Raw genomic sequence first — 24,675 nt, 5'->3', positions numbered from 1 at the left:
CAACATATATTTCGGCATTTGACAATTGATTAATTCAGTTTAAAGTAATTCCATTACTTGATAATGATCTTTCTACTTTTTTGATAGTCTATCTTTTACTTCATTTGGAAGGATTCCCATAAAGTAATTCTCGATGTTATCCCAAAACCATTTTGTGTAATTGAGGATTTTTTCTTTTGCCGATGCTTCCGGTTGCTCTTTGGCAAACAAAAACTTTAACATTTCGACACTAATGTAATGTTTTTTCTGAATATCTAGTAATATATTATTTTGATAAGTATCCCCTTGTTTCACGGATTTTTCAAGTGGATAAACCGAGTTCATGCGTAAATAAATTTGCGGATTATTACCACCTATAACTTGATAACTTAACAGTTTTCGTGCCTCCCCAATACCTAAAGCGGCGATTTTTGCATCAATGTCATCACCATGCGCTCTAAAGTGGAATGTTGTAATCTTATCTAAACCCATCACATAATTATCACTTGGATTTAATGAATTAGTGATTGAACTCATTATAAATCCAGAAAAAACATCACCATCTTTATGTACAATATATCGCAGATTATCGGCATTACTGTTTGTGCGTTCAGAAATGAACTTAATTTCTTTTATCTTCCCAAACTCAAAGGCTGAATTAATAACAGTCTGTGCAAAAGCTCTAGCTTCAAATTTATCAAAAATCTTCAATGTTCGCATAAAGTAATTTCCTAAGTCTTCAACAGTAAACTGACTACCTGCTATTTTTTGCTCATTTACAAAGCTTTCAAACGATTCTAAAATAATTCTGTACTGAGATAAAAGATTTTCAACGGAAATATCATTACTAAGTGCAACCTCTACACCAGAAGTATATACAAATTTCTCAAATAAATTTTTATGTTGAAGCTTTTCACGTTCACCTTGATTAAATAGAGCAAATTTGAAGCTTGGAAACGACATATTTTTATAATACTTTTCCCAAATCCCACACAGATTCACTTCATAAACAGCAACGTAAGTCTTACTTTCGAGGTCAACTCGTTTAGAAAAATAATTCCCTAAACGTGATTTAGTAATTTGGGACCGCAGCTCTGGAGTTACAAAAATCAAATCGTTACCAAATAAGCTCCTTGGTCGGGCAACAAATGGAGAATATCCCAATTTATTTGGTGAGGCGAAATCTTTTTCAATCATCAATAATACCGTTTTAACTTTGTTTTCGAGAGAATCTTCATCTCGATTATTTTGAACAAAAATATATTTAAAATCTTCTGGACTGATAATTAAGTTACGATTATTCCCTTTTTCTTTATATATAGACAAAACTTTACGCATTACCTCAAGAATTTGTGTTTTTCTTATCGCTGACATACCATAAAGTTGCTTAACTTCATTCATATCACGGTTTAAAAAATCAATAATTCCAAATCCAAAACCATTCTTGACTTTTGATCTATCACGTGCAGCACGCCCTATTTCCTGAATATAATCAACTACATTCCCTGTTGGGGCGTAGTGATACACATTTGTAATGTCTGGAATATCAATTCCCATCCCAAAAGCTTTGGTTGCAAGAACAAATTGAAGTTCCCCCGATTTATACTCTGATAAAACTTCATCTTTTTCTTCCTTCTGTAATGTACCATAATACTTACCAGTTTTTTTTGCAATTTCCGGCTCATTCTGTGCTAGGAAATTATAAAAATTTATTAATAATTTTACAGTTGGAAAGTAAAGCAATGACTTCTGCTTATTCTTTGTTGCCTTTTGTAAATGCTTCAATGCTAATACATTTTTTGTTTTTCTATAATCCCTACCCTCAGCATCAAAATCTTTTTCACTACTTCGAACATTCATCAGAATATCATCACGTCTTACATCCCCAAAATAAGAAATTGGACTAATCATATTTAAACTATTTCGTGTATCCAAATACATATCCTCTCTACCACCATAAATAGCTGTTGCTGTAAATGTAACAATCGGGAATTTATGTTCTTTTCTCAGCTTTGCAAGATATATACCTAAATACCAGTAATCTGCTCTAAATGATTTTCCCCAAGTTGTAACAATATGTGCTTCATCGATAATTACTACGCCAATATTCCTATCCCCAATCAACATTTTAATATCACTTCTAGCTTGTAATGTTTCTGGTGATAAATACAAAACATTAACTTCTTGATTTTGGACTCTCTCTAAAATATTCTCTTTTTCAAAAGGCGGAGTATTCCCATTAATTGTTGCAGATGAGATCACCCCTTTACGACGCATATTATCAACTTGGTCATTCATCAATCCAATTAAGGGCGAAATCACTAAAGTAAGTGGCTTATCATTTGTATACTTTTTAGATAAATATAATGCTGGAATTTGGAACATCACTGACTTGCCTGCCCCTGTAGATGCAGTAATATAGACATCTCTAAACGGTTCTCCATGCATTGCTTTTTCTGCTTGTGTTACAATATCATCGATGATTTGTGCCTGTGAAATATCTATAATTTCTTTCGAATGGCTTTCTATATTTCTATAAAATGGAATTTGTCTGAAACCTGTATACCCGTAAACATTTTTTAGAATTTTCGCATAGTCTTCTTCATTTTCAATAGTTTTTCGTCTTATGGACAGTGTTGTAAAAAACAAATTTATATCTGTTAACTGTTCTAAAATATTCAGACGTTCAAGGTATCTGTTTGGTAAATTTTTGATATCCCCTGACAGTATCATTACAATATTAGATTCGTTTTTTTCATTAAGTATATTAAATTCTAAATCCAAGAAAGGAGTTTCATTATCAGATAGTTCTATTTGTTGTACGTTTTCTGTTGGATAATCTTCCGAAATATTAACTTCTAATGGTACATCTTCATAAAATTTAAATATATTAATTTTTTCTTCAAGCTCAGGATATGTGACATAATAATTTCCGCTTTGTTTTGAGTAGTCTAATTGACCGTAGAATAAGGACACATTCTCAAGAATACTTTTTTGATCCAGTTCTAGCTCATTATCTTCTTGATAGTATAAATAATTATAAATACTATCTACGTTCGATAATGTACCTCTATATGGAAACTGCTTATCATATAGATTGTTCTCTAGTATAACAATTGGCATCTTATTAATATTTGACTGCTCTTTAAATAACTGATACTCCTCAATTGTCATCCATTTATAGTTAATGTCAAATTTACGATTTTCTATTATTTCATCTGTCACCTGTTCTCGGATTTCACTAAGGTCAACTTTGTCTATATAGTACATATCAAATGAAAAGTATTTATTTTCACGTGATAGATTAGACACATCAAAACCTTTTAGTATAATAATTGCATTACCTGTTTGTTTGATTATTTCCAATATCTTATTTTCAATCATAATAAAAATCCTTTAGCCTTTCTGTATTTATAGACTTTTGTAGCTTTTTAATTGCTTTTGCTTCAATTTGCCTTATTCGTTCTCGCGTTAGATTTCCAGCTTGTCCTATTTCTTCCAGGGTATGTGTTCGATTGTCAGTCAATCCAAAACGTGAATCTAAAATTTTTGCTTCTTTTGGTGTTAGTTTTTTTTTAAATAGTTCCTTTATTTCTTTCTTTAATGCAACTTCTTCAACATATTCTTCTGGCGATTGATGCTTTGTATCAGGTATAAATTCACCCACACAACTTTGACCATCTTCCCCAACAGGCATATCCAAACTCGTCAAATTTGCTATATGCTCAAAATATTGTAGCTTTTTAACCTCATCCAAAGTAATATTAAGCAACTTTGCAATTTCATCACCGTTTGCAGCACGTTCGTCCTCATTCCAAAACTCATTTTGTACTTTAATATATTTGATGATTTTTTCTCGCATATGAACAGGAATTCTAATTGTTGTACTGCAATCAGCTATATTCCTAGTAATACTTTGTCTAATCCACCAGGTTGAATATGTCGAAAATTGATTTCCCATATTTACATCAAATTTTTCAGCTGCCTTCATTAATCCCTGCATACCCACTTGAAACATATCATACACATCAAACGAAACAGTTGAAACTTGTCGATAATTGGATACAATATCCCATACTAATTTTTGATTTGCATTAATTAAATTATCTAAAGCTTTTTGACGCTTTTCAAAATTTTCTTTATTAGACTGAAGAGCAATCAAATACTCAAAATTATGACTTTTATCTACTATATCCCTAAATTTTGATAATTCTTTATTAAATGTATCATCTTCTAAAACAGAATCTAAATCATCAAAATGTAATTCATCTAGAAAATCAAAATCATTCCCATCACTTTTCTTTTCTGAATCTATTTTCTCTTTTTTATACCATTCTTTAAAACTTAATTCTCTGCCTTCTCCATTTTTTTCTATATATATAACCGTTTCATTGATTTTATCTTTAAACAATCCATTTGCATCTATTATCTTTATTTCTAACGAATCCAGTTCCTTATATACTGTTTCCTTTTCACTCTCTGATACTGGATATCTACTAAACAATTCCTCCACCTTGTCATTTTTTAAATTACTCCCAAACCGATAATTATCGTTTATGTATTCAATAATTTTAAACAAATTATTACTCATCTCATAGCCCCTCCATATATGTGCATCCCCATAAAGATTATCATTCGTTAGAGCAGTCAGATTTTATAGTTAAATTCTTTGTCCAATAAGATGATACCTATCAATTTCGTATTATTGCTATAACGTACATTTACTAACATCTGATTATTCGCCTAATCAAAATTACTTATAGTTCATTTATGCTCTTCGAAAATTTTACAAATTATACTATATTATAACATTATTTCTAATTTTGCTCAAATGTATTTCAGTATATTTACTAGTATATTTAATAAAAAATAAGCACCTTAGTTTTATAATAAAATCAGCTGAATCAACACCAGATATTCTTTGAACTTTCTATAATTGCATTGGCTTTCTATCTTCCCTAAAAGATTTAATTATTTGATTAACCCTCTTATTCTAAATTGCTCCACCGACTCTTTTTTGTTATGAATAATCTGTACTTATTTAGGCATTTGTTCATCATGGTACTTTTTTATCATAATTAGAATTTATTTTTACTACAAAAAACACCTCTCGGTATTATAGCCGAGAGGTGTAAATTTTTAACTTTATTTTAAATTTTCAAACTTTTTTCAAAAGCTACCACAAAATCTGTAGCTTTAAAACAAAGTTTGACTAAATACAATAATATTGCTCAATAAACAAAACTAATTAATTGAATTTTTATGAATACATTAATACGCTCTTCTTAATTGTTTTATATAGAACAGTTTTCTTGAGAAAACATATATCAAAACTAAAGAACAGATAAAATGAACTCGAAATAAAGTTCAACTAAAAAATTTTATAAATACTGTTTTTTCAATGTATAACGCAGATTTACACGTCACAATAAAAAGTTTTTCCTATTACTAAATCATAATTCTTTCACGAAGCTTTAATAGAATATAGGATTCTATTAATAATGTTATAATAAATCCAATAAACATTATCCATAAATTAAACAAGCTACTTAGCATTCCTAGACCAATAAGAGCCATTGAGTTCAACCAAAATATTATAAAATACAGAACTGAACCAAGTATTGGATTTTCACTTTTACGATAAGCCGTTCCTACAACTCCATATGTTGTATAATGCAATATAAAATTCCCTAATAAGAAATTAAATGCTATGGCAAGCCCAATTATATCTCCTGTATAATTAAATTTAGCACTTAAAACTTTTATAAATGGAATAAATGGATTTGGCAAAACAAATGCCCTTATAGTATAACTAATTAGCTTAAATATATGATAAAGCGAAGATGAACGGTAATTTGAATTTCTACTCATATATTTACCTCAATATTTTTTTATTCTTATATTTTATCTACTTCAAGCTTAAACGAAGCGACAATGTGTTTTAGCTACATAAATTCTCATTTATAATATTTGATTAACATGAAAAATAAGAAAATTGTTTTATTGAAAAATTAAAAGTCTTTCACTAATAATAATTAAGTGAAGTTCACTCCATCATAAACTTAATGGACAGCTCAGCATCAAGTACACGTAAATATAATTATTTATCCAAGCTCCACCTGTACTTCATCAACAACTTTACGTACTACATAGTTTGTATCTACCGATGCTTTTTGAATAATGTATTTTAAAGTTTCAAGATCAACATCTTTTAACCGATGAACATTTCTTAGTATTTTATTCTTTATGTATACATTATCTGTGTCCATTAGCTTAACTAATTGATTGCATACAACATTCTTATTCTCTATGTTCTTCAATAATAAAAACAGAATTTGAACCGCATTCAAACGAATATTCAAGTCGGATTCCACAGACCAATTTATTGCCTGCTGTAATATTATATGTTCTAACAAAATGTCAGATACATTGGCGTTGTCAGCTTCTAGATAATTCAAAAATGCTGTACTAGCTTTTCTATTTGATAAAATATCATCGCCAATATCTGCTAATGTATCAAGTAAACCTACTGTTATGTCTTCGCCTAAGCAATTATACAAAAGAAGTGAAGAAAATCTGAGATTTGTTTCACTTAAATTCGTCATAATAGCCTGTGCCATTTCCACTTTCTGCTTGTTCGTCAATAATTCAATTATCTTATCTTTGTTACGCTCTTTTATGCTAGATCGAGATTTTAGCAAATAAACTAATAGTTCTATAGCATCCATTTTTGTTTCAATTATCTGATTTTCCTTTAATAGAGTTTCAATTGAGACTTTAAACGCAGAATCAATTAATTCCTTAGAGAACTCTGCTGTACTTTGCTGTAGGATATTCTTTATAATAATATGTGTCTGATTCCCTCGACCAAAAAATGTCCCATTTTTCCCTTGTTCTTCATTGTCTTTCTGCACTTGAGTTATATATGACTTCAGAAAGTCTGGCATATCCGTGTTCTCTTCGGCAGTTGTCTCCAATCGGTAAGTACCGTTATAAAAATCAGGCATTTCATCTGCAATTATTTTATCAAGTTCTTCTGTTAGCTCCCTATGCCTTTTCCTGAGTGTAAATAGCGATGTTTCTAGACTATGAATGTGTTTTCTTTCAACCGGATTTCGCACTATATTTATAATGGCTTCCAATAGCTGGGTTGCATTTTCTGGAGACACTTGGTCAAGATTTACGCATTTCCGAATCAGGTTAAATATTTCATCATAAAATCGACGTTTATTATTATGAATACATTTACATATGATTTCAATTAATTGGTTCTGCGATATACGCAAATAACTCCCTTCAAGAGCAGGGAATATCTTGTAACCTAATACAGTTACAGAATTTTCATCTTCAATCCATTTGGAAATAAGTTTATATAACTCAGACCAAATAAAACTAAATCTTTCGTCATCCATATAATAGCAAGTAGTTCTAAACGCATCTAGCCTGCTAATAAACCGTTGATATGCAATCGGTCTATTGTTCGAAAAAGAATAAATTTCATATGCATCATTTTCATTCATCTTACTTAACAAATCATCAAAACACCTAATTATTCCATCAGTTTCTTTTTGATTGCCAAATATAATTGTAGATTTTAGCAGAAGTTTTTTTATGCTCCAATTTGAATACCTGGTTGCACAATAAAAGGAAATAAGTTTTATACGTTCGTATAGTAACCCTAAATGAGTAAGTGAGCCATTATACATCGCTAATACATAAATGCCTGTAAGTGATTTAATATGTGTGCCTAGCCCGTGACCGTAAGTAACAGTGCCAGGAGTTTCAGTTTTATATTTAATATCCTGTTGAATGATACCTTCATAATAATTACTGCCTAGCCTGTCCAATAATGGGTAATAAAGCATAGATTGACTGTTATCCAGTTCGTTTTGATATTTCGGTTTTGGCGAGTAAGTATTTCGGCTTTCCTGTAAGAACATATCTTGATTCCGCAAATCAATGAGTATATCTTTTATAAGCCATTCAGATAAGCAATTTTGCTTTGCTATTTGCAATGCTTCATCTAGTTTGTTTATACAAGCTTCTTGATTTCCGGAATAATATTCCTTGATGGCCTCGTACCGCTTTTTTGTTACAGTAAAATGCTTCGAAGTTTGATGTTTCTCAATTTCTAATAATAATGAACTCAAGTTATATTCATTGACGGTAGCACCTTCAAATAAAACGGGGAGAAAAGCAACACATAATTTATCCATATTCCCTGTGTTTTCCACCTCATCATATGAATACTCCAAAATCATTTCTGTAAAATATTTAATACAACAGTCCATATTTGCAAACACATTTTTTCGTGCAATACTGTCTGAATAAAGAGACGTTTCAATATCTGAAATGTCAGCAGATTGTTCTGTCAATGACTTTTCACGCCATATTAAGCGTCCTTTACAGTATTGCTTATATATTATTATTAAATCGTTAATTAAATCCATTGCACCGCTTTTGATAAGGTCTTTAAAATCATGTATGGTTTCACTTTTTGCGTATTTTGCGCCCTTCAAGCTTTTTTGCAGTGGCGTTTCTGCTTTTGAAAATTGGTCACAAAAATAGAAAAGTGATTTGATACCATGCTTTTTAGCTGTATCAATTTCCTTTTGAACTCCTGTTGGAACACCATCGTTATTATCGATCAGAAATATACATACATCGCAATCTTCTAATGCACATGTATAGTGCTGTCCCGCCGAAGTCGTGGAAGCTCCTTCGGATTCAAAAACATAAGCTTTTGCAAAACCAGTTGATTCAATTAATACTTTAAGTGCTTCACGCACGAAATTATATTTTTGTTTTTCAGGCTCATTACCACATGCAGAGCTTATAAATATTTGTATTTTTTGCTCAGATGTAAACATAGTACACCTCCCCAAATTTATTTTAACAAACGTGTGATTTCATCAAATTCATCGCCCACCTTGAAATTGGCTTATTACTACCACCCGCTGAAAATGTCCTAGATATCAGGGGCAAGATAAATTGGTTCATCACGTAATTGCTTTGGCATAATTATTTCTCCTTATTTGATCTACTTATTATAAACATAATGAGAAACTATTCAAATACATCCTCCCAATCATAATCTTCTGTTGATAGTCCTTTTAAATTAAGTAGACAGCTAGTTTGTTTTGTATGATTCCAATGATTTATTCCCGTATTTACTGTCATAAAAACGTCTTTCTTCGCTCTCGTAACTGCGACATACAAAACACTTATTTCTTCTTTAAATGCTTTTTCCATTGTTTCTTCGTACAAAAATTCACAATAATCAAATCCACTGTTGCAACTATAAACATTTCGGCATGGTCTACATACATAAGAACTAGGAAATGCAAAACCATTTAATTTTGGAATAATAACATATTCCCATTCAAGCCCTTTTGCTGAATGTATTGATGTCAATACTACAGATTCATCTATAAACTCCATCATATGCTTTAATCCGTTATTGCCAAGTGTGAAATCGATATTGTCGTATTTATCTTTTGAAGTTCCTTCCCAGTTTCTAGATTCATTGAAAAGCACCTCTAATAATTTGTACATTGCGTCAAAAATAAATTTCTTATCGTTTTGCTGGTATATCTCATGCTCTCTACTTTTTACAGCATCAAGACATTTTTGCAAATCTCTTTGAACGGCTCTTCCTGATGTTGTATTATGGAATTCTTCAATTGCTATACTATAAAATTTTAAATATTCAGGATCTGTCTCTCTAAACAATGCATTAAAATACTTAATTCCTTTTTGATCTAGTTTTGTAACAATTGAATTTCCTTGCCAACCAGCGCGAACCAATACTGCCACTTTATCATCTAAATTAGAAATCATCCTGTTAATTCCTTCAACAATGAATTCATCTTCCTCTTCGTCACTATCTAAATTTTTCAAAAGAACCGACGCTTTTAATTTAGATGGACCATAATTTTCAGAATAATCTCTAATAAGACTGTCCAGATTTTTCATTCTTTCATTATTTCTAAATCTGTAATTACTATGAAATTCTATCTCTACGGCAGGATAGGACTTTATAAACATACTGAAAATTCCATTAATAGCTCCTAAAAAACCATATATTTTTTGAACATCATCTCCTAAAAAAACAACAATATTATCACCAATCAATTTCTTAATAAGTAAATATCCAAGAAGGTTTGTGTCTTGGAACTCATCGACAATAATCATCTGATAATATTCTTTATAGAAGGACGAAACTTGCCGCTTACAAAGTAGTTTTATAGCCGATACCAAAATTCCATTATATGTTATAACATGGTTTGTGATTAATTTTTTGTTTAGTATATCCCAATAATCATCTAAAGCATTCATTAGATTATCTTTATTAGACTTTTTAACAGCATCATCTAAAGCCTTTAATTTATCACTGTCAGAACCAATAATAAAAGCATCGAGCACGTGGCTACTATCATCTACGACTTTAAATTCAAACAAATTCGAGAACTCTGGATTAAGAGAATATCCATGCTTAAAAAGTAATCTCATAGCAAAGTTATGATAATTAGCAATATCTACTTTAGATATGTATTTTTCTGTATTCTCAACAAAATCAGGCAATAATGTCTTAAGTGAATCTTTTATTTTCATTGCTGCATTAACGCTAAAGGTCATAGCGAGTACTTTCTTATTAGCGGGTATATGTCCAGTACTTAATTCTCTTGCAATTTTACTTACCATAGCTGTTGTTTTACCACATCCAGCTGGAGCTGTTACAATTATCTTTTTATCATCTGAAAAGATAAATTCTAGTTGGTCTTCATCACCAGAATGTTTTTCTCTTATTATCTCTTCTAATGTCATTTTTTTACCTCTCTTGCAAGTTTCTTAATGATTCTTTCAAAGGCTGGTGGAATAACTGTAACATATTCCGCAAGTAATGCAGATTTAGATGCATTTTTAGTATCTCTCAATACATTTAATTCATTAGCTTTTTTATCCGACATTATTTGTTTTTGTAATGTCTTGTCTATAACTATGCTGTTAGGATCTGCTCGGTATGCTGAAACATTCAGTGACAATCCATATGGTCTTAAAATACCCACAAAAGCACCTATTTTTCCGACACAATTATTGTATTTCATATAATCAAGAAGGGTAAAATTATCATAGATATCTTCTTCAAAATCTTTTCCTTTTGTAAATGAAACGTCAGGTATATGATCATATTTCGCCTTTTTATCCCGATCGATCATTGCAATGGATTTTATATGAAATTCTTGATAAAGTTTCATACAGTTTTCAACACTATCCGCTCCATCCAGCTTTACAACACCTATGCCTAATTCATCAAAATCAAGATTCATCCTTCTTGCAAAAACTGGCATAGCACCATTTTCAGTATCCCCTTCTACAAAAAGAATGCATTTACTAAACATAGCTTCTTTTAAATACAAAAAGCTACGGAGTAAGTGCTTATACAACGTATCATCCAGTGTCATTCCACTTCCAGATACTATTTCTATATTACTTGTTGCTGCATTTGAAGGTCTGTAAATTCTAATAAATTGCTTATAATCATTCAACAAAATATTTGGTGAATGCGTTGCAATAAATATCTGTCCAATAAGACCATCAATATCAAATAGGGACTTTAATAATTCAATAAAAACTAAATTCTCATTCTTCATAAGAGCTTCGATTTTCTTAATCAAGCTTCTCTGTCTGTATGGATGCTGATGTACTTCTGGCTCATCTAACACTAAAAATAATGGAAACAGTTTCTTTCCGTTTTTATTGATTAAACGTTCTTCGAAATCTTCTAGTTTTCTTGTCGTCCTTGTATTGTATATAATTTCAATAATCTGTAACAGAATATTAAAAGCATATTGGATTCCTTCGCCGAGCGATCCCAGTTCTCGCCCATTTTCATCTCCCAATCCAAGCATTCTACATACTATTTTATCAGTTTCTGTATAAAGATAAGCGCTTACTGTATCTCCTGTGATTGAATTTAAACTATTAATCTGCTTATTAATTTCTTTTACAATACTTTTTAATTTTGTTGTCTTAAGGATATCCTTTTCTTTTATTCCAAATAATTCCAAGCTGTGCTGAATAAGATAATTCAATACCTTTCCTGATCCACTGGTTTTTCTAAAATCAACTTCCTTAGACGGCATACGCTGTGCGTAATAATAAAGAATATTCATTTTTTTAATTACGGCAGCACTAATCTTCGTCTTATTTGGTGTGTCGTGAAAATAATTAATTCTTTCATCTACAGAATCTTGTAATGCAATTAGAGTAATTGAGTTACTGTTATCAACGTCAAAGTTATCTTCGAAGAAACCAACTTCATCAGCTGAATAATTTACTGTCATTTTTATCTGGATTGGTTGCAAAACATCCGTGAAATCTGATTCTCCAAACTTTCCAATTCCTAAAAATATACTCATAAGCTCCAACACATTCGTTTTTCCAATATTATTTTCTCCTATAAGAAAATTCATTGTTTCATTAAACTTGATTATTTTTCCCGATAGATTTCTGTAATTTAAAATTTCCTTTATCTCGCTTACATACATTATTATGCCTCACTTTTATACTATCTTTATTTAATCTTTATAATCAACTTCTCATTATTGCTATTATACAAAATTTAAGTTTTGCATAAATATTTAATCATTCGTAACAATTTTAATAAAAGGAGTTCCATCAATATGCAATCTAATAAAACTTGTACTTTTATCTCTTATTGCCAGACCGATTTAAATTCTTCCGCAGGAACCAGGGCTAGAAAAATAGTATCCATAAGACAATTTTGGAAATACCTAAATTCAAAAGCTCATTTACTAGATGGCAATATAGCAGAAGAACTTGAAACCCCTAAACTTCCTAAACGAATTCCAAAATATCTAACACTAGAAGAATCTGTTCGTTTACTTATAGAATGTAAATCTATTCCTCGTGACAATTGTATTATTACTATTTTTCTAAATTGTGCTCTTCGTTTATCCGAACTTGCTAATCTAAATATTAACCAAGTTAATGCAAATATTCTTTCAGTAATTGGTAAAGGCAATAAAAAACGTAAAATATTTTTGACACCTGCAGAACAAAAGTCTTTAGCTACTTGGCTTTAAATTCGAAACAACATGGATGTGCCAACTAATGCGCTTTTCATATCCAGAAATAAAAAACGCCTAACTACACGATACATTCAAAATACCATAAAAAAACATGTTATCAAAGTTGGATTAAATTCTGAAAATATTTCTACCCATAAATTACGACATACATCTGCAACTTTAATGTACAAATATAGACATGTCGATATCCGTTCTCTACAACAAATTCTTGGTCATGAAAGTATTGCCACAACAGAAATATATGTTGATGATTCATTATTGCAATCTGCTGTGAATTCCAATCCACTTGCTTTAATGTTTAATTAGCCTTATGACAAGCGCAAAGCTTGCCATATTCTAAACATAATGGGAAATCAGAAATCTTTATTTACTAATCTTTAGCCTATCAAAGCTTCCACGTATAGTTTTTTTCCATTTCTCTGTGTGTCTTATTTTCTCAACAACAACGTTATCATGTATCAGATCTTGTTTCGTTTTTTGGCTCAAAACTTCCCAGTTTTCTTTAGGAATAATATAAGTTGCATTTCCATAAACTGCAGACTCCAAAACACAATAATTTTTAAAAACATATGCATAGTATCCGCTAAAACCATTTAATCCTTCTACTACTTGTTCTGCCTTATATTTATCAATGAATTCTAATCTTGCTACATCAAAAGTATCAGCACTTTGATTTTGCTTCTTTAGCATATGAGTTAAGTGTATGCTTGGCTTTTCTCCTGGCGGGAGTATTTCCCAATTGCAACGGCGTCTATTTCTATTTTCATTAATTTTAATTTCATTACTGAAAATATAGCATAGTCCAAAAATTTCGAGAAATATATTTACAGTCTCTTTTAAATAATTCTCACGTATTACAGGAGTCAAATTTGCAATTATGTATTTGTTTTCGCTTGAATCTTCAAATAATTCAACTTCAATTCCTGTAGGAGAGACTTCGATTCGCGGATAACACGGTTTATATATGTCGACCGCAATTGATGAAGCATTTTCATTGCCAAAAGGTTGTATCCAATTGGTAGAAATATAACGTTTTTTCTTTGGTTGTGATTTATCCGCGTAATAATAACCATTTGCATTTCGCTTACAGCTAACACCGTATTTAATAGAAGGCAATATGTTATCACCAACATTAACAAGACCTATTTTTTTTGCCTCGTCACCTGTTACAGGTATTCCAATCTGAATTTTTTTTGGATTATATCCTGTTGGCAACTGCAATTTAATAATTTTACTTTTCTTTATACATATCTGTGACATTTTCTTATCCTCCTCAAATACATTAAAACTAATAAATCGTATATGACTTTATAATTCAGCTTGTCTCCATGATTCGCTACAGCAGTTTCCAGCGAAAATCTATACCCCATATTTTCTCCTCTACGTATTATATAAACACCACGTAACTCATTTGATCGTTTGAATTGCTGATTGCCTAGTTAACTCAGGACATACTTGACCTTCCCATTATTTCTATAATCAATTAATATGAATATTACATAATTGGAAGTTAATATTTGTACGAATTAATATTTGTTTTCCTGCTAATTCATGGTTTCATTGCCTAACTTATATGAACATTTGATACATGGTTGTCCATTATACATAGTAAACTCCTCATATAGTCAAGCTTTTTTCCTTGAAAAATCAAGGTTTTTTGTTTCTTTATCTCAGATAAATGGCCATAGTCATGGATATTTCTTGTATCGAGTACTAAAATAGTGGTATTAGGGTACACGAAGTAAAACGTCTTTGTTTTTCGCTTTACATGGCCTTGTGTATACCCATCCCTCTATGGCAGCTAACCTCCTGTATCCACCAGGATCTCCATCCGTTTCCGCATGCGTCCTAACTACCTTCGTCCTGCCTATCCATAACCAGGGTGTCAGCTTAGCTCCTTAACAGGGTCTATGCCCTATGGAAAATATTCCTGCCGACTACTGGCTCATTCTTTGTTTTGATTACTGATTTTGCTCCTACAACAGCGTTGTTTCCAACGGACGTTTTCCTGTTGCTTTCTGTTTATTGTATAGCCACATTTGTGGCAGTTTCCAGCTTAACCTCTTGTTTACTATTTATCGTGGCTGGATTTAATTGTCAAGGGCTTGCCGCTTTAGCGGTACTAACGTACCCTTGATAATTAAATTCAACCGCGATATCTTTCAACAGAGGTTTAAGCTTATTGCTTTACTTTTTATGCTGCCTGTGCTGATATCGGTGGTCTCTTGATGTCTCCAAGCATTTTTACAGGATCATAGCTGACTCCTGTTGTTAGAATCTTGTAAATCACCCTAAGCAACTTACAGGCAACTGCAATCAGCGACTGCATCTTCTTCAATGGATTATTCTGTCTGGTCGTATAATAATGGTGCAGTTCCCTGAACTCTTTATTTTTTCCAACTAATGACATTGCAACCTCAAACAGCAGATATCTCAGTCTCTTGCGACCACGTCTGCTTATCGTTGTCTCGCCCTTATGTTTTCCAGAACTGTTCTCCACCAGTGCATATCCTGCTAGCTTCTGTATCTGTTTTGGGTTATCAAAACGTCTTATGTCACCCACTTCAGCTATAAATCCAGATACGGTCTTACTTCCAATACCTTTAATTTCCAGCAACTTATCTGTGTATGAAATTCCACTCATCAAGTCTTCTATTAGAGCCATTAGTTCATTGACTCTTTTACTATAAACCTCATAATCACTGAGCAGATTTTTTATTTCCATACGTGCTGCTGTCAAACCTTCCTGACTGCCAATGCTATGCTCTGCAGCTGCTACCAAGGTCTTTGCCCTCTTTCGTCCAGCGCCTCTCAGCTTTGCGTCCCGCCAGATTTTGTTCACTCCTTCCACACCTAACGCTGCAATGTCTGCTGGCAATGGTGCCTGTGCTAAAATCATCAATCCGCTTTTTGCATCTTTCTTCCCATAAACGTCTTTATACTCTGGAAAGTAAATGCTGAACCATCTTGCAATCCTATTAAGAACTCTTGTAAGTTCCTCCTGCGCCTGAAATCTCAGGTTTGAAGCCGTCCTAAGCTCTGCATAGACACCTTCCGGAAGGTAAGGGTAAGAGAATCGCCCCTCATTGATTAGTCCTGCGATTACTTTCGGATCCTTGCGATCAGTCTTTGTTGGATTGTTATCATCTAGTTCTTTGGATTTCTTTACGTGATGAGGATTGACAAGCACCGGTCTCATGCCGTTGTCCTGTAGGAACTTTCCTAGTGCAAACCAGTAGTGTCCTGTTGGCTCCATCCCTGGAAGTACAGCCTGTTTCTCATGCTTTTCTCCCAGTTCATGCATCCATGCCAAAAAACTGTTAAATCCAGCTTCTGTATTACTGAATGAGAAGGCCTTCTTTGAGTACTCATAACCTCTCCAGTCAAAAGCTCTGGCATAGTGTAGTTCACTTCCGACATCAATACCAACCACTAAAGTTTTTTCTGTAATAGTTCCTAATTTTGCGTTCTGTGTGTTATAATTCATTTCTAGATACCTCTCTGTTTAATAAGATTTTTTACTAACCGGCAAAGTCAGTAATCTTATTGTACACTGAGGTATTTTTTTCTCAACCTTCTTTCTTGGAATTCCTTATATTTGAATTATACAGGAAGCTCCTTATAATATTTACAGCTACGCACTGTTCTTTCATAATAATATTATCTTGAGTTGGACAAGTGTCTTTATCAATAGCTAATATCCGAATATTAATGTTAACATCATCAGGAATCTTCTTTTCTGCTTCTCTCTTTGCTGCCTCTTGCTGCAATCGCTTATTCTCCGAATCTCTTTTAGCCACAATAATTTGCTGCTGGGAAGTTTTACCCTGCATATCAAATCTAAATGCCATAAATTCTAATCTCCTTCACTTTTTATTCTATTTAAAATTCCATCTGTTATTCAATAACCTATTATTTGATGAATTGCACATAATGCTTTCTTAAATCAATTCCATTAAGTATATCTACACGAATTATTCTATTAATAATTAGGTGCTTGCAATTGTAGCTTTAAAAGAAAGTTTGACTATATAAAATCAAAAAACGTTGAAATTTCGTTAAATACTTTTTACGTTTTCAAACAAAGTTTGACTATATAGTTTTATTTCATTCTGTATTAATTCATATAAATAATCGATTATAGCTTTGGCTAAATGAGACATCAACTGAGACAGCATAAGTGTTTATCCCAGATTTATCTATTTTAAGTTCTTGTTCTTCTTTACATCGTTTATCTCTATCAACTTCAAGGCACTGTTCATAATTAAAAAACAATGAATAACATATTCCTCCACTATTTTTTGAACTTCTATATGCTATTCCATCAATGGAAATACCATTATAGCAATATATATACCGAAAATACTCTGCAATGATTTGAGCGGGTATGTACTCTATGCTTACCATATTCTCAATTGGTTGAGTAAGATTTTCGTTTAACTTTATAAAAAAATCTAAGGCTTGTCTGTATTTTCGTTTTTCTTTATCAAATAGACTTGGGAATTCTATATCTTCTACTTTAGTGAGATCAACTAGTATTAAATTTCTTAAATTTACAAACGGTGCAACTGTTGCATACTTGTATTGAGAATTATATATCTCAGCAATTGCTGTTTTCACATCATTCGCACCATAAAAGATTGAAATTCCTTCTGCACTCATTCTGTTTGATTTTGCACAATGACTAGGAGGAGAACAGAGGTTTTTAGCTTCGTCTAACACCATTGAACTGCTATGCATGCGTCCTCTAAAAAATGTTGTATTTTCTGGAATACTAGTAATCAAATTCAACTCAGTAACTTTTTTGCCAATGTAATCAAGAACATTGAAATTTGCTTCTTCTCTATATTCATCTTTTTTAGGCATTCTGAAAAACACATATCTTGTTTTAGTTTTTACCATTTCGCAAAAATCATCCCATAGTAATGCTTTATCTATGCTTTCCCTTAACTGATAAGGATCTCTTTCACACCACGTATCATCATCAATAGTTTCATAAATATCTTTTATCAAATCATCTTCTAACGGCAATTCACATCCTAATTTATCATAGATTAAGTTGTATGTATCCCATGTCTTTGCTCCAACATATTCACCATGATCCCAACTCATTGTATCTACAGCTCTATCATACTCATATTCAATTCCGGATATTATTTCACTAATAAGGTCTTCTACTGATATGCAGATTTCATCACTACCACAATAGTCACATTTGTCACACTTTCCATTGTCAATAACAAATTGCTTAAGGTACCTTTCTCCCACGCAATTTGAGCAAACCTTTTTATTAATACTTTTATACTCACTTTTTTTGTATTCTAGCATTTTATTTTTAAGCATAACTCACAAAATTTCCTCCTAAAATTTATGTAGTTCGTTATAATTTCCATTCAATTAGTTTTTTCAAATATTAATTTAGTTAGAATTCAATTTTATTTGTTTTTATATTGTTTATCGCTTGACAAATAATATTTTTTTCTTGAATGACATGTTATTATTATTGACCGTCATACTGCAAACAGTCATATAAATAGTACGTTGATATAGATCTTGAATTGTCTCCTATCTCCTGAAATCTATTCAAAAAATTTTGCGAAATCTACTACAAGATTATCAAGTCCATTAATATAAAAATGAGAAACATATTTTTGATCAAATGGATATCTTGAAAAATCCATATTGTCCTTTTTTCTATTTCCATCATCACTTGAAATATTATCAAATAATTCATCAAGATATATATTAAAATTTTCTGCCATATTTTTAAACTTTTGTTTTTTTTCCTTTTCAGATTCGAATTCATTCACTCTAGCATTTACTACTTCAAATATTTGTTGTATATCATGTTGCCCTTCTATTCTAACATTCTTCTTTAATAATATATTTAATGTTACCCATAATTTTATAAATAATTTCTTATATCTGCTTTTATCTCACATGGAATAATTATCTTACAAGCTAGAGCATCTAGCTTAAAGTGCTACAAATTACAGTAAAACTTAATTTAATTTTAGTTACATTAGATATAATTGGGTTGTCTCATGTTATAAATTGAATTTTACCTTGACACTTATAACATAACTAATTAAGGCAAAATTCATCTGGGTCAGATATTTCTATAGTTTTTGTCATTCTTGTAGAATTTATATAGAATTCATCAGGATCACTATTTTCAACTACAAACGTTAATTTTGTTTTTTCACTAAAAACAAATTCATCTGGATCAGATATTTCTATTGTTCTAGTTTCCCTTGTTAAATCAAAGCAAAATTCATCAGGATCACTATTTTCAATTGCATTAGTTTTATGAGTAGCGCCCTCATTTCTTGACGTAATTGTTGAATTTAATTTCAAATCACAAACTTCAGCGTATTTGCTTAATATGTGTTTTCTAAGCATATTATTCCTCCTCAATTATTTTAACTTCATTTGATTTTAGTGTTTCATCATAAAAATATTTTATAGTCAAATTTTTGTATCTTTCTTCAAATTCTTTTGCAATATCAGTTTCACATTTGTCATTACTTGAAATAACAACAAGTCTTCTTACTTCATTTTTTTGTATCTTAAGCTTTAATTCACTTATTTTGATAGCAGAAATACTATAGGGGTTATTTATATCATCAGTAAAGACATTGATTACCTGTTGAGATATAACTTCATTATTATTTAAACTCATATAATCTACATTTGATACATTCAACACCAATAGGCACGATAGTAATAAGCTTGCAACTATCCAATTTTGCAAATTCTTAACATAGCTAACAAACAAATCAGCTTTGCGTTTTAAATATTGCCAGTCATAATGGTATTGTTTATTTAATTCAATTTTATGATTAGCACTTTTTCTTAGTTCCGAAAAACTACTTTTATCAATAGACTGTATTTTAACGACTTGTAAAATATATAATATTGCATTTGTAATGCTATATATAATTAAACAAACTATTATTTTGCCACATATATTCAATGCAAAAAAATATTTCAAATCTACGAATGCCAATAATATCGGTACTACTGTTAATATTATTGTAGCGTATAGATTTACTTTTTCATTACTCTTTTCAATCCTACTCTCTTCATTATTTATTCGATAACATAAAGATTCTTTTTCATATTCTATGTCTAATTCTGATACTTCTGTAATCAAATGTTGCTCATATCTATTTACAATATCATTAATATAATCAGATGAGGGATTAAATAATTCCATTTTATCTAATGATTTTTTAGTTACCAATTTAAACTTTTTCAATTTAAAACTATACGTTAAAATAAATATAGAAATATTACCTAGCATCAAATTGATCAAACTTATCCTAGGTTCTTTAATATCATCTTTAAATTTATTTCTATATTCTACTGTTCCATAATTTGAATCATCAGTAAAAGAAAACAAAACACCTAAATATGACCATATATATAAAATACAAGCTACAATTTTTTGCAATGCAAATTTTACAACCTTCATAAGCAACCCCTTATTCAATCAAATATTGTACTATTTCATTGGAAATATTTAAATTTAATTCTTTTTCCAACCATTGCCACTGACCATTTGGGTTAACTTCAAGAAATACCCATTCATTTTTATCATTAACAATATAATCAAACGCTCCAAACTTTAAATTAAAATCTTCCATCATCTTTATGCTTTTTTTAAGCACATAATCCGGAACGTCAATAACTGAATAATAGTTACTATCATATCCTTTTCGCCAATCTAAAATATTTTCAGACTCTATTTTGATTGGAAATACTGTTTCATTTACTATTGTTATTCTAACTTCATATAGTTTTACAATGTACTCCTGTAAATATATTGGAGTTAACAATATTTCTTCTTGAAATCCATTAAAATAACTAGTTTGATAGATTTCGCACTCAGTTTTCCTATAGATTTTTCCAGTTGTAATTGGCTTTATTATTGTTTTATATTTTTCAAATAATTTCATGCTTTCTGAATTATTTCCAATAAATGAATTAGGAATATTTATGTCATTGCTTAATGCATACATAAGTTGATATATCTTGTTTTCACATTTGCGTAGAATTGATGGTTTTGTTAGTACTTTGCCATTAAACGAATCAACTAACCCATTAATCAAAGCTAGAATATCATTATTTATCATATTTCTATATTCTGGTTCAAACTTGCTCAAATCAGGGAACCTTGGTTTTCTATAATAAATACTAAATACATCTTGCTTATATAAAATAGTATTCCATTCATCATTTTGAATACTCCATGTAAAATCGCTTCCAACTGAAATTAAGTATTTATCTAAACAATCTACATTTACTCTATAGAAATTCACAATACCACTATACTTTCCAATAATATAATCTACTGTAAAGTCAATTGAACTAGTAATTATCAATACATTTTTTATAGTGCTCGTCTCCTTAAAAAAACAATAAATTAACTCTTATATAATTCATTAAAATTACTCTCTACAAAACAAACAATAACTTCATTACTTTTTTCATAAGTTCATTATGTATTTTTACAAACAATAATACATTTTACAATATCGGTCCTTCTACGCAAATGGCCTTAAAATTTGTATTTGGTTCAAGTAAAGCTAATGCTTTTTTCGCCGCCCATACTAAATGAAAAATATCACCTGCATTAGATTCTCTTGCTCCATCTAATGGCTTAGACATTATAATCACCTACTTTGTGCTCTAATTCAGCCTACAATCTTAGTATCACATCATGTATTTTTGATTGTACTTTAATTATAAAATATATTTATACTATGTACATTCACATAAAGTTCTTTACATAAAATAGAACTTTTTTTACAGATCACAATCTCCAATAGTTTTAACTAAATGCTTTGCTTTTGTAATGGCAATTTGGAATATAGTTTGAAACTATTCCAGTATATCTTTGAAAATTTACAAATTATACTATATTATAACATTATTTCTAATTTTGCTCAAATGTATTTCAGTATATTTACTAGTATATTTAATAAAAAACAAGCACCTTAGTTTTATAATAAAATCAGCTGAATCAACACCAGATATTTTTTGAACTTTCTATAATTGTATTGGATTTTCATCTTCCCTAAAAGATTTAATTATTTGATTGAACCCTCTTATTCTAAATTGCTCCACCGACTTTTTTTGTTATGAATAATCTGTACTTATTTAGGCATTTGTTCAGCATGGTATATAATAAATTAATACCCAATTCTATGCCAACGACAAATTTTATGACCCTTCACTATTGAACTCTGTTATTCTTAAAAGAAATTCTTACGGCATTAAAAACTTAAAAAGGTTTATTCAATATTAGAATTTAAGATTCCCAACAATTTATAAAACGCATTTTTTACCATAATTAGAATTTATTTTTACTACAAAAAACACCTCTCGGTATTATAGCCGAGAGGTGCAAATTTTTAACTTTGTTTTAAATTTTTAGACTTTTGTTTTAAACCACAAAATCATCAATTCTCATTCTTAGCTTTATAGTCAGCTACTACCTTTTCAGCCATATTAGTTGGCATTTCGTCGTATCTTAAGAATTCCATGGTAAAGCTTCCTCTTGCTTGAGTCATTGATTTAAGTTCAATTGCGTAGGTGTACATTTCAGCCATAGGTGCTTCAGCCATTACAAGCTGGCTTCCGTCTGTCTGCTGCTCCATGCCGAGGATTCTTCCTCTTCGCTTGTTCATGTCACCCATTATATCTCCCAGGTATTCATCGGGTATGTTAATTTCAACTTTTGCAACCGGCTCAAGTAGTATTGGTTTAGCTTCTGCCATACCTTTCCTAAATGCTAATGAAGCGGCTATTTTAAATGCCATTTCGTTAGAGTCAACATCGTGGTATGAACCGTCGTACAATGTTGCTTTAATGCCCACAACCTTACAACCTGCCAGAGTTCCTTTGTCCAAACATTCTCTCAGACCTTTTTCAACTGCTGGTATGAAGTTCCTCGGAACAGATCCTCCAAATATTTCTTCTGAAAATACGAATTCTTCATCGCTTGGTTCAAATCTGATGTGAACATCGCCGTACTGTCCTGCTCCTCCGGACTGTTTCTTATGCTTGCCCTGTACATCTGATTTACCTCTGATTGTTTCTCTGTATGCAACCTTAGGCGGTGATAGTTCCACTTCAACCTTGAAGTTGTTTTTAAGTTTACTTGCTATAACTTCCAGCTGAATATTTCCCTGTCCTCCCAATACTTGTTCTTTTGTTTCAGAATTTCTTTCTATACTAAAGGTAGGGTCTTCCTCGTTGAGTTTGTGAAGTCCCAGTCCGACTTTTTCATCATTATCTTTTGTTTTAGCTCTTACTGCCATAAAGTAGCAAGGTTTTGGAAAATCTATTTCGTCATATTCAACAAGGTTTGTTTTCAAAGAAATAGTATCTCCCGTAGCGAAATATTGCAGCTTTGATGTGGCTCCAATATCTCCCGCCTTAATTTCCGAAGCTTCAAGCTGTTCTTTACCTCTCATGTAGAACACATTTCCCAGCCTTTCAGATTCCTGAATTTTAGCGTTGTATATATCTGCATCCTTCTTAATTGTTCCGGACATAACTTTAAATAATGTAATTTTACCAACAAACGGGTCTACGATTGTTTTAAATACAAAAGCTGACAGCGGTGCTGATGAATCCGCCTTCACATCTTCTGCATCCTGTTCCGTCGGCATGTATTCTTTTATAACGCTCATAAGAAGGCTTGCTCCTAAACCCTTCGATGCAGCGCCAAGAACTACGGGAACAAGTTCTCCCGCCAATACAGCTTTTTTCAATCCATCATGAATTTCTTCATCGGTGAATTCTTCGCCCTCAAAGAATTTTTCCAGCATTTCTTCGTCTGTCTCTGCAACGGACTCCATTAATATTGATCTGAAATTTTCAGCCTTTTCAGCAGTATCTGGTAATGTTTCCACAGGTTCGGTGCCGATGTAGCATTGTCTTTCCAAAATATCCATATATCCGTCATATTTATCGCCTTTACCGAGAGGAATTGCAAATGGCACAACTCTTTTTCCGAATTTTTCTCTTAAATTATCCAGCAATACGTCAAATTTAACGTTTTCTTTATCCATTTTATTAACGAATATTATTCTTGGAAGCTTCCTCTGCTCAGCATATTTCCACGCTTTTTCTGTTCCAACTTCAATTCCTGAACTTGCATCTATTACAATTACTGCACTGCTGGCAACTCTTAACGCTCCATATACCTCACCTACGAAATCAAAATATCCAGGAGTATCAAGGAAATTAATTTTAGTATTATCATACTCTACAGGTATGATTGATGTGCTGATAGAAACTTGTCGATCTTTCTCTTCTTTATCGAAATCGGAAACAGTATTTCCGTCTTCAACTTTGCCTATACGATTTATAACTTTAGTATCAAATAAAAATGCTTCGGTTAATGATGTTTTGCCACAGCTACTGTGGCCAATCAAGGCAACGTTTCTAATTTGGTCAGTGTTATACGTTTTCATTCGCTTTATTCCTCCTAATAGATTCTGCTTATTTATTATATTTTACATTATAAAGTATGATTAATCAATATAATTTTAATTATGTGACTTAT

16 protein-coding genes and 1 pseudogene are annotated in these 24,675 nt (G+C 31.3%); 1 reads left to right on the top strand and 16 read right to left on the bottom strand.

What is annotated here, in order from left to right; all coding sequences use genetic code 11:
* Nucleotides 1-72 precede the first annotated feature (72 nt).
* From ACS3UD_RS16885 to ACS3UD_RS16860, 6 genes are all read right to left on the bottom strand, one after another.
* Nucleotides 73-3,363 carry a DEAD/DEAH box helicase gene (locus ACS3UD_RS16885; protein ID WP_308138470.1) on the bottom strand — a complete coding sequence of 1,097 codons (3,291 nt, stop codon included), beginning with the start codon at nucleotides 3,361-3,363 and terminating at the stop codon, nucleotides 73-75.
* A complete protein-coding gene (locus ACS3UD_RS16880) occupies nucleotides 3,356-4,570 on the bottom strand; it encodes a sigma-70 family RNA polymerase sigma factor (RefSeq protein WP_308138471.1) in 1,215 nt (404 codons plus the stop codon). The genes ACS3UD_RS16885 and ACS3UD_RS16880 overlap by 8 nt, the downstream gene beginning before the upstream one ends.
* Before the next feature lie 857 nt (nucleotides 4,571-5,427).
* A complete protein-coding gene (locus tag ACS3UD_RS16875) occupies nucleotides 5,428-5,850 on the bottom strand; it encodes a hypothetical protein (protein WP_308138472.1) in 423 nt (140 codons plus the stop codon).
* Between the two features lie 233 nt (nucleotides 5,851-6,083).
* Nucleotides 6,084-8,849, bottom strand: a complete 2,766-nt coding sequence (locus ACS3UD_RS16870; RefSeq protein WP_308138473.1) for a hypothetical protein — start codon at nucleotides 8,847-8,849, stop codon at nucleotides 6,084-6,086.
* Between the two features lie 196 nt (nucleotides 8,850-9,045).
* Nucleotides 9,046-10,806, bottom strand: coding sequence for a UvrD-helicase domain-containing protein (locus tag ACS3UD_RS16865; protein ID WP_308138474.1), 1,761 nt, complete (start codon nucleotides 10,804-10,806; stop codon nucleotides 9,046-9,048).
* Complete coding sequence (locus ACS3UD_RS16860; protein ID WP_308138475.1) at nucleotides 10,803-12,530, bottom strand: ATP-dependent nuclease; 1,728 nt, start codon at nucleotides 12,528-12,530, stop codon at nucleotides 10,803-10,805. The genes ACS3UD_RS16865 and ACS3UD_RS16860 overlap by 4 nt, the downstream gene beginning before the upstream one ends.
* Before the next feature lie 135 nt (nucleotides 12,531-12,665).
* On the opposite strand from ACS3UD_RS16860, the pseudogene ACS3UD_RS16855 reads away from it, so the two are divergent.
* A pseudogene (locus tag ACS3UD_RS16855) lies at nucleotides 12,666-13,400 on the top strand (tyrosine-type recombinase/integrase).
* A 57-nt stretch (nucleotides 13,401-13,457) separates the two neighbouring features.
* On the opposite strand, the gene ACS3UD_RS16850 reads toward ACS3UD_RS16855, so the two are convergent.
* The 10 genes from ACS3UD_RS16850 to fusA form a co-directional block, all read right to left on the bottom strand.
* Nucleotides 13,458-14,354, bottom strand: a complete 897-nt coding sequence (locus tag ACS3UD_RS16850) for a hypothetical protein (RefSeq protein WP_308138476.1) — start codon at nucleotides 14,352-14,354, stop codon at nucleotides 13,458-13,460.
* A gap of 934 nt (nucleotides 14,355-15,288) precedes the next feature.
* A complete protein-coding gene (locus tag ACS3UD_RS16845) occupies nucleotides 15,289-16,581 on the bottom strand; it encodes an IS110 family transposase (protein ID WP_308137223.1) in 1,293 nt (430 codons plus the stop codon).
* Between the two features lie 82 nt (nucleotides 16,582-16,663).
* Nucleotides 16,664-16,945 (bottom strand): hypothetical protein, encoded by a 282-nt coding sequence (locus tag ACS3UD_RS16840; RefSeq protein WP_308138477.1) that lies wholly within the window; start codon nucleotides 16,943-16,945, stop codon nucleotides 16,664-16,666.
* Nucleotides 16,946-17,216: 271 nt separating this feature from the next.
* Nucleotides 17,217-18,437: a HEPN-associated N-terminal domain-containing protein gene (locus tag ACS3UD_RS16835; protein WP_308138478.1), complete on the bottom strand. Its 1,221-nt coding sequence runs from the start codon at nucleotides 18,435-18,437 to the stop codon at nucleotides 17,217-17,219.
* Nucleotides 18,438-18,673: 236 nt separating this feature from the next.
* On the bottom strand, nucleotides 18,674-18,904 hold the full coding sequence (locus ACS3UD_RS16830; protein WP_308138479.1) for a hypothetical protein: 231 nt from the start codon (nucleotides 18,902-18,904) through the stop codon (nucleotides 18,674-18,676).
* Nucleotides 18,905-19,178: 274 nt separating this feature from the next.
* Nucleotides 19,179-19,496 carry a hypothetical protein gene (locus ACS3UD_RS16825; RefSeq protein WP_308138480.1) on the bottom strand — a complete coding sequence of 106 codons (318 nt, stop codon included), beginning with the start codon at nucleotides 19,494-19,496 and terminating at the stop codon, nucleotides 19,179-19,181.
* A gap of 1 nt (nucleotide 19,497) precedes the next feature.
* Nucleotides 19,498-20,571 carry a hypothetical protein gene (locus ACS3UD_RS16820; protein WP_308138481.1) on the bottom strand — a complete coding sequence of 358 codons (1,074 nt, stop codon included), beginning with the start codon at nucleotides 20,569-20,571 and terminating at the stop codon, nucleotides 19,498-19,500.
* 10 nt (nucleotides 20,572-20,581) lie between these two features.
* Entirely contained in the window at nucleotides 20,582-21,418 is an 837-nt protein-coding gene (locus tag ACS3UD_RS16815; RefSeq protein WP_440977704.1) for a hypothetical protein, read from the bottom strand.
* Nucleotides 21,419-21,626: 208 nt separating this feature from the next.
* On the bottom strand, nucleotides 21,627-21,767 hold the full coding sequence (locus tag ACS3UD_RS16810) for a hypothetical protein (RefSeq protein ID WP_308138483.1): 141 nt from the start codon (nucleotides 21,765-21,767) through the stop codon (nucleotides 21,627-21,629).
* 794 nt (nucleotides 21,768-22,561) lie between these two features.
* Nucleotides 22,562-24,583 carry an elongation factor G gene (fusA, locus tag ACS3UD_RS16805; protein ID WP_308138484.1) on the bottom strand — a complete coding sequence of 674 codons (2,022 nt, stop codon included), beginning with the start codon at nucleotides 24,581-24,583 and terminating at the stop codon, nucleotides 22,562-22,564.
* Nucleotides 24,584-24,675: the final 92 nt, after the last annotated feature.

Origin of the sequence: Sedimentibacter sp. LTW-03 (assembly GCF_052059825.1) — a bacterium.
GTDB lineage: Bacteria > Bacillota > Clostridia > Tissierellales > Sedimentibacteraceae > Sedimentibacter.
The sequence above is the reverse complement of the archived record's forward strand: the minus strand, read 5'-3'. Positions and strand labels throughout refer to the sequence as shown.